The following is a 14958-nucleotide window of genomic DNA, read 5'->3' as shown; positions in this document are numbered from 1 at the left end:
AAAGGCCGGACCCATGGATAACATCGTAGGCAAGAAATCCGGCCTGACTTGGGCGGTGCACATCTCGATGGCGGTGCTGGTCGCCTTGTGGCTGTTCCCGACGCTGGGGCTGTTCGTGTCGTCCTTCCGCACGGCGGATCAGATTTCCAGTTCCGGCTGGTGGTCGGCGCTGTCGACGCAAGAGCGGCAGGTTCCCGCGATCCGCGTCGGCGGCGACGAGGTGGAGGTGGATGGGCGCTTTGTGATTGAAGGGCGGCTGTTCAGCGCAACCGATGCGACGCTGTCGGCTTGGGGGACCACATCTACCGCGCCCGAGGCGAATGCGCCGGGCGATGTGGTGGAATTGAACGACGGGGTGACGCTGACGGTGGCGGAGGATGGCGCCTATGTGCTGTCGAGCCCGGTGACCACCGAAGGCACCCGGCTGCCGCGGATTTTCAGCACCGCCACCACGCCGCCCGAGTTCACGCTGGAAAACTACCGTGCGATCCTGTTCGAGCCTAGCAACACCGACGGCATGTCACGCGCCTTTTTCAACACGCTGACGGTGACGATTCCGGCGACGATCATTCCGATTCTGGTGGCCGCCTTTGCCGCCTATGCCTTGGCATGGATGGATTTTCCGGGGCGCGCGCTGTTGATTGCCGCGATCGTGGGCCTGTTGGTGGTGCCGTTGCAACTGGCGCTGATCCCGCTTTTGAAGCTGCACAATGACATTGGCATCGGCAAAGGGTATCTGGGCACATGGCTGGCGCATACCGGCTTTGGCCTGCCGCTGGCGATCTATCTTTTGCGCAATTACATGGTGGGCTTGCCGCGCGACATCATCGAATGCGCCAAGGTGGACGGAGCATCAGATTTCCAGATCTTCACGCGGATCATTCTGCCGCTGTCTTTCCCGGCGCTGGCCTCTTTCGCGATCTTCCAGTTCCTGTGGACGTGGAACGACCTGCTGGTGTCCTTGGTGTTCCTGATCGACTCGACCGGGCAGACCACGGTGATGACCAAGCAGATCGTGGAGCTTTTGGGCACGCGCGGCGGCAATTGGGAAATTCTGGCGACGGCCGCCTTTATCAGCATCGCGGTGCCGTTGCTGGTGTTCTTTGCAATGCAGAAATATCTGGTGCGCGGCCTGCTGGCCGGCTCGGTGAAGTGAGACGTTTATGACCAAGCAAGACCAAATCGTGATGGGGGCAGAGGCCGAGTGGTGGCGGGGGGCGGTGATCTATCAGATCTATCCGCGCAGCTTTCAGGACAGCACCGGCGATGGCATCGGGGATCTGAAGGGGATCACCGCGCGGCTGGACCATATCGCGCGCCTTGGGGCGGATGCGATCTGGATCAGTCCGTTCTTCACCAGCCCGATGAAGGATTTCGGCTATGACGTCAGCGATTATTGCGACGTGGACCCGATGTTCGGCACGCTGTCGGATTTCGATGCGCTGGTGGCACGGGCGCATGAGTTGGGCCTGAAGGTGATGATCGATCTGGTGCTGTCGCATACGAGCGACCAGCACCCGTGGTTCAAGGAAAGCCGCAAGAACCGCAGCAATGCGCGGGCAGACTGGTACGTCTGGGCCGAGCCCAAGGGCGATGGCACGCCGCCCAACAACTGGCTGTCGATTTTCGGCGGGTCGGCCTGGCAATGGGACAGTCGGCGCGAGCAGTATTACCTGCACAACTTCCTGACCAGCCAGCCGGATCTGAACTTTCACCACGAACCGGTGCAGGAGGCGCTGCTGGATGTGGCGCGGTTCTGGTTGCAGCGGGGGGTGAACGGTTTCCGGCTGGACACCATCAACTTCTACTTTGCCGACAAGTATCTGCGCGACAACCCGAGCCTGCCGAAGGAATTGCGCAATGACAGCATCGCGCCGGGGGTGAACCCCTATAACCATCAGCTGCATCTGTTCGACAAGAACCAGCCGGAGAACACGAATTTTCTGCGAAAATTCCGCGCCGTGCTTGACCCCTATGGGGCGGCGGCCGTGGGCGAGGTGGGCGATGCGCAGCGCGGGCTTGAGATCATGGCCGAGTATACCTCGGGCGGGGACAAGGTGCAGATGTGCTATCCGTTCGAGATGTTGCAGCCCAAGCGGCTGACGGCGGCGCTGTTGGAAGACACCTTTGCGCGGATGACGGCGGTGGCGCCGGATGCTTGGCCGTGCTGGGCCTATTCCAACCATGACACGGTGCGCCATATCACGCGCTGGGGGTTGAGCGAGGCGGCGGCGCGCACCTATACGGTTCTGCTGATGTGCTTGCGCGGGTCCTTGTGCCTGTATCAGGGCGAGGAATTGGGTCTGCCCGAGGCGGAGATCGACTTTGAAGAGTTGCAAGACCCTTATGGCATCGAGTTCTGGCCCGAGTTCAAGGGGCGCGATGGCTGCCGCACCCCGATGACTTGGGTGGCGGACAATGCCCATGGTGGCTTTTCCGAGGGCGTGCCGTGGTTGCCGGTGAAGGCGCCGCATCTGAACCGGGCGGTGGCGGTGCAGGAGGCGGAGGCGACATCGATGTTGCAGCATTACCGCCGGGCGCTGGCCTTCCGCCGCGCGCATGAGACGTTGCGCACCGGAGATCTGACCGGGCTGGTGGCCACGGGCGATCTGGCGGTGTTTCAGCGCGGGGGCGATGAGGCGATTTTCTGCGCCTTCAATCTGGGCGCAGAGCAGGCGCAGGCCGAGTTGCCGCAGGGCGATTGGGAGGCGATCGGTGGGGATCTGGGGGCGACAGCGGCCATCGGGGGGGCGGTGACGCTTGGCCCTTGGGGGTTCTGCCTGATGCGGAAAGTATAAGAGGGGGAACGCGGCATGGCCGAATTGAAGCTGAAGAATGTGGAAAAGGCCTATGGCGAGGTCAAGGTCCTGTCCAACATCAATCTGGACATCAAGACCGGCGAGCTGATCGTGTTTGTCGGACCGTCGGGCTGTGGCAAATCGACCTTGTTGCGGATGATTGCGGGGCTGGAGAAGATCACCGGCGGCGATTTCAGCATTGACGGCGCGCGGATGAACGAGGTGCCTCCGGCGCAGCGCGGCATTGCGATGGTGTTCCAATCTTATGCGCTGTATCCGCATATGACGGTGCGCGACAACATGAGCTTTGCGCTGAAGATCGCCAAGAAATCACAGGCCGAGATCGATGCGGCGGTGGCGAAGGCGGCGAAGATCTTGCAGCTGGAGCCTTACCTTGACCGTTTGCCCAAGGCGCTTTCCGGCGGGCAGCGGCAGCGGGTGGCGATCGGGCGCAGCATTGTGCGCGACCCCAAGGTGTACCTGTTTGACGAACCGTTGTCGAACCTTGACGCGGCCTTGCGGGTGGCGACGCGGCTGGAGATTGCGCAGCTGAAGGAGTCGATGCCCAATTCCACCATGATCTATGTGACGCATGATCAGGTGGAGGCGATGACGCTTGCCAGCCGGATCGTGGTGCTGGCGGGCGGTGGCATCAGTCAGGTCGGCACGCCGCTGGAGCTGTATGAACGGCCGCGCAATGAATTCGTGGCGCAGTTCATTGGCAGCCCGGCGATGAACCTGATGGCGGGCGAGGTGATCGGCACCGGCGCGCAGACGCGGGTGCGGCTGGCCAATGGCGGCGAGGCGGTGTCCAATGTGCCGACGCTGGCGGCGGATCAGGGGCTGAAGGTGAATATCGGGGTGCGGCCCGAGGATCTGGTGGCGACCAGCGGTCCGGCGATCTTTACCGGCGCGGTGGAGATCACCGAAGCGCTTGGCGAGGTGACGCTGCTGTATTTCAAGCGCGCGGGCGCGGATGCGCAGGTGGTGGCCAAGCTGCCGGGCATTCATACCGATGTCAGGCACAAGACGGTGGCGCTGGGGGCGGACCCGGCCAAAGTGCATCTGTTCGCGCAAGGGCAAAGTCTGCTCTACCGCTGAGCGGCGCGCGCATCGCACGCAAGGGCCCCGGTGCAGACCGGGGCCTTTTCCTTTGCCGAAGCCGCTGCGGCCCTTGCGGCGCGGGCGCCTTTGCGGTCTGACTGCGGAGCAGGAAGAGGAGAGCCCCGCCATGGCCATGGAGCCCGCCCGCACGCGCCCGAAGATGTTTCCCCCGCCGGAGTTTCCGCCGCGCAAGCTGCCGCTGTTTGCGCGGATGCCGCCCGCGGTGTTTCCGTCGCTGCTGGGGGCTTTAGGGCTGTCGCTTGCGTTGAAACGCGCGGCGGCGGGTTCGGCGTTGCCCGAAGGGGTGGCGGATCTGGCCATGGGTTTGGTGGCCGGGCTGTGGCTGTTTTGCGCGCTGGCCTATGCGAGCAAGCTGCTGCGGCGCCCTGCGGTGCTGCTGGAGGAGGTGCAGAGGCTGCCCGGGCGGGCCGGGGCGGCGGCGGCCACGGTGGGGGCCTTGGCGCTCGCGGCGGTGTTGGGCTTTTTCGCGCCCGCGCTGGCCAAGGCGGTGCTGGTGGCGGGGCTGGCGTTGCACGGCCTGTCGGCGCTGGTGATGCTGCGGGTGCTGTGGCGCGCGCCGCCGGAGGGGCGGGTGGTCACCCCGGTCTGGCACCTGAGCTTTGTGGGCTTCATCGTGGGCGCATTGGCGGCGGTGCCCTTGGGCTGGGGCGGGTTGGCCGCGGTGATCCTGTGGGCCAGCTTGCCGGTGGCGCTGGGGATCTGGGGGGTGAGCCTGTGGCAGATCGTGCAGCGGGTGCCGCCCGCGCCCTTGCGCCCGCTGATGGCGATTCATCTGGCGCCCGCCAGCCTGTTTGCCAGTGTGGCCGGACTGCTGGGGATGACGGTCTTGGCCCATACCATGCTGGGAGTCGCCTGTGCCGTGGCGCTGACGCTTTTGCTGGCGCTGCGCTGGATGTGTGCGGCGGGGTTCACGCCGCTGTGGGGGGCTTTTACCTTTCCGCTGGCGGCCTTTGCCGGGGCTTTGCTGATCAACGGCTGGACGGTGGCGGGCGGGATCGTCACGCTGCTGGCGCTTGGCGTGGTGCCGGTGATCTTGTGGCGGGTGCTGCGGATGTGGCCGACCGGGGCCTTGGCCGCGCGGACCAATGCCGCCACCGCCTAGGGGCGCGGTAGGGAGAGATAGACGCTGTCACACCAGCGGCCCGCAATCAGAAGCGTGCGCTTTGCCCGGTGGGTTTCGTGAAAGCCAAGCCGGGTGAGCAGACCAAGGCAGGCCGCATTGTCGGGGTCGACATCGGCTGTGAGGGCGGGGACGGCATGGCGCGCGAACCAATGCGGGATCAGCGCCCGCAAAGCCTCGGCCATGAGGCCTTGGCGCCAATGGTCGGGGTGGAGGAAAAACCCCACCTCGGGCACCTGCCAGAGCCCGGCCTTGCCGATGACGCGGCCCCCGTGGTCGAGCACATATTCATCCGAAACATCGGGCTTTGCCTGCCACTCCATCAGCCCGCGCAGGGTTTTGGCGCTGTGGTGCCGCGAGGCCGAGGGCGCATCGCCCCAGAAGGCCATCGCCTGAGGGTCTGAGAGGATGCGGTGCAGATCGTCCAGATCCTCGGGCGCGGCCCGGCGCAAGGTGAGCCGGGCTGTGGTGATCCTGTCGGGGCCGGGTCCGGGGGTCATTCGCTTGACGGTTGCAGCAGGGTGCTGCCGACGGCGGCGGCGCGGGCAAGCTCGGGGTCGAGGCTCATCGGCACGTAATCGCCGCGCCGCCAGCGTTCGCCCAGATCATCGTAATGGCGCGAGAGCGGGTGGCCGGATTGGCCAGTGGCGATGACAAACACCGAAGAGTCGGGGTCGGCGAAATCATAGACGCCGCGATAGCCCGCGCCATGCACGTTGAGATAAGGGTTTGGCCCGGTGCCTTTGGTGCGGCCGCGCATCAGCGTGTGATCGCCGCCGCTGGTGGATTGGCGGATGTTGACGAACCATTTCAGGAAGGGCACCTCGCCCAGCACGGGATGGTCATGCGTGGCTTCGTGTGCGGCCCCCCAGCGCCAGCTTTCGGGATTGGGGCCATAGGTGGAGGTGAGCGTCAACAGCGCCTCGTCCAATGCGATGCGGGCCAGATCGGAGCAGGTTTCCACCACGGCGGATTGGATGACATCGCACCAGATGCCCGCGCCATCGATGTTGCGATAGACGCGGTCGATGAAGACCGGGTCGGGATGGGTGATGGTATCGGCCAGGGGCCCAAGCTCATCGCGGATGAGCCGGTCGTTCAGCGCGCGCAGCCAAGCCATGTAGATCAGCGGTTCGGGCAGATGTTCGTTCATCTCGCCGTTCCATTCGGCCAGCAAGAGAAGCGCACGCTGGCGCAGGTGTTCGGGCGTGCCATCGGGCGCGGCCTCGCCCGTGAACCACAGATCGGCGCCGATAAGCGGCAGGATCGCGCGGGCGGTGGGCGAGACGGTATCGAGCTGCGCCTCGATAAAGCTTTCGCGGGTATGCACCTCGCGCGTGCGCATGAGCGAGAGCCAGCGCTGGATGCGCTGGGTATCGCCCCAGAGGAAGGAGAGGTGGTCGGGGAAGGGGCGATCCACCGTCTTGTTGTTGGTGTTGCCAAGGATGCCGCTGGTGGGGTTTTCCACGCGCGGGTTCGTGTCGTAAGGCATGGTGCCTTGCCAACGGCTGGCAGGGTTGGTGCCAAGCGCGGGCATGCGGCCTTGGGTCGGGTGGCCGGGGTCGCGGTTTGGCACATGGCCGATCACCTGAAGCGCGATGCCGCTGGCATCGGCCAGCATCAGGTTCTGGGCGGGGGCCACGAAAAGCGCGCCCGCTGCGATGGCCTCGGCGATGGAGCCCGCCTGCATCATGCGCAGCGCCGCCGTCATGGTGGTGTCGGCGGGCGAGAGCGCGGTCCAGGACAGGGCGGCGACATGGCCCGGGGGGGTGACGCTGGCCAGATCGTAATGCGAGCCGGGCAGCACCGGCCCCGCCTCGGACCAGCGCAGGGTGATGGTGACGGGGGCTTCGTCCTTGACCTGAATGATCGAGCGGCGGGTGGTGAAGGGTTTGAAGCCTTCGGCGGTTTCGTACTCCTCGGGATTGGCGGGGTTGAGCTTTTCCATCACCAGATCCTGATCGTCGACATAGGACGAGGTGAGGCCCCAGCCGACGGCAGCCGAGCGCCCGGCCAAGATGCTGGGCACGCCGGGAATGGTGGCGCCGATCACGCCGCCCGATTGCAGTTCCAGCCGGGCCAGATACCAGATGGTGGGCGCGGTAAAGCCAAGGTGAGGATCATTGGCCAGAAGCGTGCCGCCGGCGGCCGAGCGGTCGGGCACCGCCGCCCAGGCGTTAGAGGCCCCCGCGAGATCGAGACGGGGGAAAGGCGACAGCGGGTCATTCGTCGCCATGCGCAAGGGCGCGGTCGACGGCGTGACGCCCGGCACCAGCTGCGCGTAATCGGGCAGGGCGGTGACGGCCTGACCCGGATCATCGGGCAGGATGTCGCGCAAGCGCTCTGCCGGCAGCAGCATCGACAGGCGGGCGCGCCGCACCTCGGCCTCGAGATGGCCCGAGAGTTGCAAGGCCATCAGCTTGAGGATGGCGATGGAATCGGCGGGGGCCCAAGCGGCGATTTCGTTGGAGAAGAAGAAGAACTCGGGCGCGCCGCGCCCGCGCGCGCCTTCGTTGATCTGCCCGATCCAGGCGTTGACGCCTGCGGCATAGGCCTCGAGTGCCGCGCGGGTGGGGGCATCCTGCGCCTCGACCGATTGCAGCGAGAGGGTGTAGAGGTCGTAGCGGCGCAAAAGCTCGTCCACCTTGAGCGTGCGGTTGCCAAAGACTTCCGACAGGCGGCCTTGCGCGGTGCGGCGCAGCATCGTCATCTGCCAGAGCCGGTCTTGGGCGTGGGCAAAGCCAAGCGCGAAGAACACATCCGGGTCGCTGGCGCCAAAGATGTGGGGCACGTTGTCATTGTTGCGCAGGATCTCGACCGGGGCGGAGAGGCCGGGGATCGTGTAGCTTTGGGAATAGTCAGGGATCGAGCGTTCCAAGAAGTAATAGGCCCCGATCAGGACCAGCAGGCCCAAGGCCACAAGCCCGGTCAACAGCCTTATGAGCCAACGGAAAACTCTGAGCATGGGGGGCCTGTTCTTGACGTCCGGGGTGGGCCTGATACCTAAGACATTGCTGAGAAAAGGGCAATGCGCAGGGAGAGAGCGATGGCGAGAGTGGCGTTTCTGGGCTTGGGGGTGATGGGCTTCCCGATGGCGGGGCATCTGGCGGCCAAAGGGCATGAGGTGACGGTCTATAACCGCAATGCCGCCAAGGCCGAGGCTTGGGTGGCCAAACATGGCGGGCGTGCGGCGCGGACGCCGAAGGAGGCGGCAGCAGGGCAGGATTTCGTGATGGCCTGTGTGGGCAATGACGACGATCTGCGCGCGGTCTGTGCCGGGCCTGACGGGGCCTTCGCGGGCATGGACGCGGGGGCGGTGTTCGTGGATCACACGACGGTGTCGGCGCAGGTGACGCGCGCGCTGTCGGAGATGGCCGAAGGGATGGGCTTAGGCTTTGTCGACGCGCCGGTGTCGGGCGGGCAGGCGGGTGCCGAAAATGGCGTGCTGTCGGTGATGTGCGGCGGCGCACAGGCGCATTATGACCGCGCCGAACCGGTGATCGCCGCCTATGCCCGCATCTGTCGCCGTCTGGGCGAGTCGGGCGCCGGGCAGATCGCCAAGATGATGAACCAGATCTGCATTGCCGGGCTGGTTCAAGGCTTGGCCGAGGCGCTGGCCTTTGGCGAAAAGGCCGGGCTGGACGGCGAGGCGGTGGTTGAGGTGATCAGCCAAGGCGCGGCCGGGTCATGGCAGATGATGAACCGCCACAAGACCATGCTGGAGGACAAGTTCGACCACGGTTTCGCGGTGGACTGGATGCGCAAGGATCTGGGCATTTGCTTGGCCACGGCCAATGACATTGGCGCATCGCTGCCGGTGACGGCGCTGGTGGACCAATTCTACAAGGATGTGCAGCGCATGGGGGGCGGGCGCAACGACACATCGAGCCTGATCCGGCGCTTGCGCTGAGGCCAGCGGGGGCACGGATTTTCTGCGAAAATCCGGCGAAGACGAATGTTCTGCGAACATTCCCTTGGCGCGGCGCGGAACATCGGTGCCCCTGATCTTTCGCAGAAAGATCGTGGCGGGGGCGGAGCCCCCCGGATCAGGGGATGATGCGGTTGTATTTGACGCCCGCGAGCGTTGCCCCGGCGATGAAGCCTTGCTGACCGAAGACCAGCGCGATCACCGGTTCGACTTCGGTGGATTCCTTGCCCAGAGAGGCGCCTTGCGCCGGGGTGGCATAGCGCACATCGGCGCCGACGGCCCAACCGGGGCTGCGGCGGAACTGGCCGAGTGCCGCTTCGGTCATGAAGAACAGCGCATGAGCATATTGCTGCGCGCCGATCTGGAGGCCGAAGGTGGCACGGGTCGCCGAGTAGTAATCCACCGTCACCCCGCCCACGCGCAAAGCGCCCCGGCCATAGCCGCCGCCGTAGATCAGCCCGGCTTCGGTGATCAAGGGCATGATGAGCACGCCCGAGGCGCGGTTGGCCAGATCCCGGGTGCCGGGGAAGCTGCTGTAGAGATATTGCTCGGTCGAGTTCACCCGCGCGTCGATCTGGGCCGCGCCAGAGCCGCCCACCCCATTGCCACAGGCGGCCAGAAGGCCGGTGGCCCCGGTCGCCGCCAGAAAACCGCGTCTGGAAAATCCGCTTGCTTCGGTCATGTGATCCTGCCTTCTGCCTCTCGTGGACGCCCATGGGCGATCGGGCTCTGCTGGCCCTTTGCGCGAGATATAGCGGATTTGTGCGCCCCTGTCATCGAAAGATCCGCGCGATGGCGGCAGATTGCCGAGCAGGGGCGCGGGTCAGACCTGCCCGGCACGGATGGCGCGGGCGGCCTGCGGGGCGAAATAGGTGAGCACCCCGTCGCAGCCTGCCCGCCGGAAGGCCATCAGGCTTTCGAGCATCACACGGTCGCCATCGATCCAGCCGTTCTGCGCGGCGGCTTGGATCATCGCATATTCGCCCGAGACCTGATAGGCATAGGTCGGTGCGCCGAACGTGGCTTTGACGCGGTGGATGATGTCGAGATAGGCCATCCCCGGTTTCACCATCACCATATCGGCGCCTTCGGTCAGGTCGCGTTCGATCAGGCGCAAGGCCTCGAGGCTGTTGGCCGGGTTCATCTGATAGGTTTTCTTGTCGCCTTTCAGCGCGCCGCTGGCGCCCACCGCATCGCGGAAGGGGCCGTAGAAGGCAGAGGCATATTTGGCGGCATAGGACATGATCGTCACATCCTTGTGGCCTGCCGCTTCCAAGGCGGAGCGCATGGCCCCGATGCGCCCATCCATCATGTCGGACGGGCCAAGGATATCGGCCCCGGCCTCGGCCTGCGCGAGGCTCATCTTCACCAGCGCCTCGATCGTTTCGTCGTTGAGGATGATGCCGTCGCGCACCAGACCATCATGGCCAAGCGCATTGTAGGGATCGAGCGCCACATCGGTCATCACCGCGATCTCGGGCACGGCATCCTTGATGGCGCGGATCGCGCGATTGGCAAGGTTGTCGGGGTTCCACGCCTCGGCGCAGTCTTCGGTTTTCTTGGCGGGATCGGTGTAGGGAAAGAGGCACAGTGCCGGAATGCCCAAGGACGCCGCCTCTTCGGCCGCCTTGACCACCAGATCGACGCTGAGCCTGTCGACCCCCGGCATCGAGGCGATGGGCTGGCGCAGGCCGACACCATCGCGCACGAACACCGGCCAGATCAGATCCTGGACCGAAAGCGTGTTTTCCTGCGCGAGCGCCCGCAAGGCCGGAGAGGCGCGCAGGCGCCGAAAGCGGGACGTGGGCGTCGGGGCAACGGTCAGGCGCATGGAGGGGCTCGCATCTTGTCAGGGGCTTGCAGCTTTTTCTTCTGCCTGCCATGGAAAGGCGCGGCGCTGCAAGCCTTGTGCGCGTCTTCCGGCAAAAGGTGCGATCTGTCTTGGAATGGTATGGGCTGATCTTGCTGCTGATCGACATGCGGTCGTTCTCCAGCCTGTGGTACTGGATCGCGCTGGCGGTTCTGTGGTCTTCGGTGAGCCATTGGGTGCTGGGCGTGCCGCTGGACATGATCAGCCGCGCGCGCAAGCACGGCGGTGAGGCGGCGCAGGATCTGGCGGCACTGGCGGCGATCAACGCGCGGCGAATGCTGTATATCTCGCGCCGCAGCGGGGCTTGGCTGATCGGCACCGTGTGTTTCGTGCTGACGCTGCTGGGGCTTTTGGCGGTGGTCTACGGGGTGGAATTCGCGCAGGCGCTTTTGTTCATGGTCGCGCCGATGGTGCTGGTGGGCTATCTGACCTTGCGGCTGGCGCTGCAGGTGGAAACCCATGCGCCCGAGGGTGCCGCGTTGGTGCGGCTGCTGATGCGGCACCGGTTCAAGATGCAATTGATCGGGATGATCGCGATTTTTGTGACGGCCTTGTTCGGCATGTATCAGAACCTCAGATAAGACGGGCGCCCGGGCGGCCCTTGACGGGCGGGTTTGGGGGCGTAGGTAAGGGCGCCATGAGCAAGACATCTTCCCCCGACCTGAACCCGCGCGGCGACCGTGTTCTTCTGGGCGGTGCGCCCGAGGGCTTTGATGCCCGTCTGCTGGCGCGGGAGCTGACCCGCAGTAGCGTGCCGGTGATCCATGTGGCGCGCGATGACAAGCGGATGGAGGCGATGCGGCTGGCGCTGGCGGTGACGGCACCCGAGGCGGTGGTGCTCGACTTTCCGGCGTGGGATTGCCTGCCTTACGACCGCGTGTCGCCCAACCCCGAGATCGCCGCGCGGCGGATGGCGACGCTGGCCGCGCTGGCGGCCGGGCTGCCGGGGCCCTTTGTGCTGCTCACCACGGTGAATGCGGCGACGCAGCGGGTGCCATCGCGCGCGACCGTGGCGGCCAGCAGCTTTACGGCGGCGGTGGGCAAGCGGGTGGACGAGGCGCAGCTGAAAGGCTTTCTGGCGCGCATGGGGTTCTCGCCGGTGTCGACGGTGGCCGAGGCCGGGGATTATGCCGTGCGCGGCGGCATCATCGATATTTTCCCGCCGGGGCATCCGGGGCCGGTGCGGCTGGATTTCTTCGGCGATGTGCTGGATGGCTTGCGGCGGTTTGACCCTGTGACCCAGCGCACGGTCGAGAAGCTGCGGGCGGTGGATCTGTCGCCCGTGTCGGAAGTCATTCTGGACGAGGCATCGATCACCCGTTTCCGGCAGGCCTATCGGATCGAGTTCGGTGTGGGGGGCGCCGATGACCCGCTGTATGAAGCGGTCAGTGCCGGGCGCAAGCATCAGGGGATGGAGCATTGGCTGGGCCTGTTCCACGACCGGCTGGAAACGCTGTTCGACTATCTGCCGGATGCGGCGGTGATGCTGGACGATCAGGTGACGCCGATGCGGCTGTCGCGCTGGGAAGGCATCGAGGATGCGTATGATTCCCGGCGCGAAGCGATGAGCGTGAAGGGGCGGCTGGATACGGTCTATAAACCTGCGGCGCCCGGATTGCTGTATCTGGATGATGCGGGCTGGGAGGCGGCGGTCAAGGCGCACCGGGTGGTGCAATTGTCGCCGCATGCGCAAAGCCCCGGACCGGGGGTTCTGGATGCCAAGGGCCGTCTGGGGCGCAGTTTCGCACCTGAGCGGCAACAGGAATCTGTCAGCCTTTTCGGTGCCTTGTCAGATCATATTCGCACATTGCGCGAAGAGGTTCAGGTGGTGATCGCCTCGTGGTCTGAAGGGGCGCGGGAGCGGCTTGAGGGATTGCTGCAAGATCAGGGCGTAACCGGCTTTCAGCGCATCAAGGATTTCCGCGAGGTGCCCGAGGGGCGAGGCGGGCTGTTCCTGCTGGTCTGGGCGCTGGAGACGGGGTTCGTGGCCCCGGGGCTTGCCGTGATTTCCGAGCAGGATGTGCTGGGCGATCGGATGGTGGGCAAGCCACGCCGCAAGCGCAAGGCCGACAACTTCCTGCGCGAGGTCGATACGCTGACGCCGGGCGATCTGGTGGTGCATGTCGAACATGGCGTGGGCCGCTATCTGGGGCTGGAGACGATCACGGCGCTGGGGGCGCCGCATGCATGCGTGGCGCTGGAATATGCGGATGCGGCAAAGCTTTACCTGCCGGTGGAGAATATCGAGCTTCTGAGCCGCTATGGCCATGAAGAAGGGTTGCTGGACCGGTTGGGCGGTGGCGCTTGGCAGGCCAAGAAGGCCAAGCTGAAAGAGCGGATCAAGGAGATTGCCGATCGGCTGATGCGGATCGCGGCCGAGCGCGCGCTGCGCCATGCGCCGATCTTGGAGGCGCCGCATTCGATCTGGGAGGCTTTTGCGGCGCGTTTCCCCTATCAGGAAACCGATGACCAGCTGGCGGCGATTGCCGATGTGGTGGCCGATCTGGAAAAAGGCTCGCCCATGGACCGGCTGGTGGTGGGCGACGTGGGTTTTGGCAAGACTGAAGTGGCGATGCGCGCGGCCTTTGTCGCGGCGATGGCAGGGATGCAGGTGGCGGTGATCTGCCCGACCACGCTGTTGGCCCGCCAGCACTACCGCAGCTTTGCCGAGCGGTTTCGCGGATTTCCCATTGCTGTCAGGCCTTTGTCGCGCTTTGTGAGTGCGAAGGAAGCGGCTGCCACCCGTGCAGGGATTGCCGATGGCACGGTGGACATCGTGGTGGGCACCCATGCGTTGTTGGCCAAGGCGGTCAAGTTCAAGAACCTTGGCCTGCTTGTCATTGATGAAGAACAGCATTTCGGCGTGGGCCACAAGGAACGGCTGAAAGAAATGCGGTCGGAGATCCATGTGCTGACGCTGACCGCAACGCCGATTCCGCGCACCTTGCAACTGAGCCTGACGGGGGTGCGCGATCTGTCGATCATCGCGACGCCGCCGGTGGACCGCTTGGCGATCCGCACCTATGTGAGCGAGTTCGATACGGTGACGATCCGTGAGGCGCTGCTGCGCGAACGCTTCCGCGGCGGGCAGTCTTTCTATGTGGTGCCGCGCATATCCGACCTGCCGGAGATCGAGGAATTCCTGAAAACCCATGTGCCGGAGGTGAGTTACGTGATCGCCCATGGCCAGTTGGCGGCGGGCGATCTGGATGACCGGATGAACCAGTTCTATGACGGCAAATATGATGTGCTGCTGGCCACGACGATCGTGGAAAGCGGTCTGGATATTCCGACCGCCAACACGATGATCATTCACCGCGGCGATATGTTCGGGCTCAGCCAGCTCTATCAGATCCGGGGCCGGGTCGGGCGCAGCAAGACGCGCGCCTATTGCTACCTGACCACCAAGCCGCGCAGTCCGCTGACCCCGCAGGCACAAAAGCGGCTGAAGCTGTTGGGATCGCTCGACAATCTGGGCGCGGGGTTCAACCTTGCCAGCCATGACCTTGACCTGCGCGGGGCCGGGAACCTTTTGGGTGAAGAGCAATCCGGCCATATCAAGGAAGTGGGGTATGAGCTGTATCAGCAGATGCTGGAAGAGACGATTGCCAAGATAAAATCGGGCGAGATCAATGGCTTGGCGCCGATTGATGATGCGTGGTCTCCGCAGTTGAACTTGGGCCTGCCGGTGATGATCCCCGAGGATTATGTGGTGGATCTGGACGTGCGGCTGGGGCTGTATCGCCGTCTGTCGGGTCTGGCGACCAAGGTGGAGCTTGAAGGCTTTGCTGCCGAGTTGATCGACCGCTTTGGGCCGCTGCCCAAGGAGGTGAACACGCTGATGCTGATCGTGCGGATCAAGGCGATGGCGAAACGCGCCGGGATCAGCCGGATCGATGCCGGGCCAAAGGGCGCGACGATCCAGTTTCACAATGACAAGTTCGGCAATCCGGCGGGATTGGTGGATTTCATCAAGGCCGAAGGCGTGGGCGCCAAGGTGCAAGGCAACAAGATCGTGCTGATGCGCGACTGGAAGACCGAGGCCGACCGGATCAAGGGCGCCTTTGCCATTGCCCGAGATTTGGCGGAAAAGATTGTGCGGCCAAAGGGATAGCGC

At 64.9% G+C, this 14958-nt stretch carries 11 protein-coding genes; 7 read left to right on the top strand and 4 right to left on the bottom strand.

Going from position 1 to position 14958, the window contains the following annotated elements; translation table 11 throughout:
- Positions 1–13: 13 nt before the first annotated feature.
- The 4 genes from CUR21_RS02735 to CUR21_RS02720 all read left to right on the top strand — a co-directional run bounded on the left by CUR21_RS02735 (position 14) and on the right by CUR21_RS02720 (position 5025).
- A complete protein-coding gene (locus CUR21_RS02735) occupies positions 14–1156 on the top strand; it encodes a carbohydrate ABC transporter permease (protein WP_100195480.1) in 1143 nt (380 codons plus the stop codon).
- 7 nt (positions 1157–1163) lie between these two features.
- Positions 1164–2798: an alpha-amylase family glycosyl hydrolase gene (locus CUR21_RS02730; protein ID WP_232622659.1), complete on the top strand. Its 1635-nt coding sequence runs from the start codon at positions 1164–1166 to the stop codon at positions 2796–2798.
- Positions 2799–2813: 15 nt separating this feature from the next.
- Positions 2814–3899: an ABC transporter ATP-binding protein gene (locus tag CUR21_RS02725; RefSeq protein WP_100195478.1), complete on the top strand. Its 1086-nt coding sequence runs from the start codon at positions 2814–2816 to the stop codon at positions 3897–3899.
- Between the two features lie 130 nt (positions 3900–4029).
- On the top strand, positions 4030–5025 hold the full coding sequence (locus CUR21_RS02720; protein WP_100195617.1) for a tellurium resistance protein: 996 nt from the start codon (positions 4030–4032) through the stop codon (positions 5023–5025).
- Here CUR21_RS02720 and CUR21_RS02715 read toward each other — a convergent pair.
- Positions 5022–5543: a GNAT family N-acetyltransferase gene (locus CUR21_RS02715; RefSeq protein ID WP_100195477.1), complete on the bottom strand. Its 522-nt coding sequence runs from the start codon at positions 5541–5543 to the stop codon at positions 5022–5024. The two genes, CUR21_RS02720 and CUR21_RS02715, sit on opposite strands and share 4 nt — an antisense overlap.
- On the bottom strand, positions 5540–8008 hold the full coding sequence (locus tag CUR21_RS02710; protein WP_100195476.1) for a penicillin acylase family protein: 2469 nt from the start codon (positions 8006–8008) through the stop codon (positions 5540–5542). The genes CUR21_RS02715 and CUR21_RS02710 overlap by 4 nt, the downstream gene beginning before the upstream one ends.
- An 81-nt stretch (positions 8009–8089) precedes the next feature.
- Between CUR21_RS02710 and CUR21_RS02705 the strand changes: the two genes are divergently transcribed.
- A complete protein-coding gene (locus tag CUR21_RS02705) occupies positions 8090–8953 on the top strand; it encodes an NAD(P)-dependent oxidoreductase (protein WP_100195475.1) in 864 nt (287 codons plus the stop codon).
- A 136-nt stretch (positions 8954–9089) separates the two neighbouring features.
- Here the strand turns inward: CUR21_RS02705 and CUR21_RS02700 are convergent, their stop codons facing one another.
- Both CUR21_RS02700 and hemB read right to left on the bottom strand, forming a co-directional pair.
- Positions 9090–9653 (bottom strand): YSC84-related protein, encoded by a 564-nt coding sequence (locus CUR21_RS02700; RefSeq protein ID WP_100195474.1) that lies wholly within the window; start codon positions 9651–9653, stop codon positions 9090–9092.
- Between the two features lie 141 nt (positions 9654–9794).
- Positions 9795–10802: a porphobilinogen synthase gene (gene hemB, locus CUR21_RS02695; RefSeq protein ID WP_100195473.1), complete on the bottom strand. Its 1008-nt coding sequence runs from the start codon at positions 10800–10802 to the stop codon at positions 9795–9797.
- Positions 10803–10912: 110 nt separating this feature from the next.
- Between hemB and CUR21_RS02690 the strand changes: the two genes are divergently transcribed.
- Both CUR21_RS02690 and mfd read left to right on the top strand, forming a co-directional pair.
- Positions 10913–11422 carry a component of SufBCD complex gene (locus tag CUR21_RS02690; RefSeq protein ID WP_232622658.1) on the top strand — a complete coding sequence of 170 codons (510 nt, stop codon included), beginning with the start codon at positions 10913–10915 and terminating at the stop codon, positions 11420–11422.
- Between the two features lie 56 nt (positions 11423–11478).
- Positions 11479–14955 carry a transcription-repair coupling factor gene (mfd, locus tag CUR21_RS02685; protein ID WP_100195472.1) on the top strand — a complete coding sequence of 1159 codons (3477 nt, stop codon included), beginning with the start codon at positions 11479–11481 and terminating at the stop codon, positions 14953–14955.
- The last annotated feature ends 3 nt before the right edge of the window (positions 14956–14958 follow it).

The organism is Pseudorhodobacter sp. MZDSW-24AT (genome assembly GCF_002794355.1).
GTDB lineage: Bacteria > Pseudomonadota > Alphaproteobacteria > Rhodobacterales > Rhodobacteraceae > Pseudotabrizicola.
The sequence above is the reverse complement of the archived record's forward strand: the minus strand, read 5'-3'. Positions and strand labels throughout refer to the sequence as shown.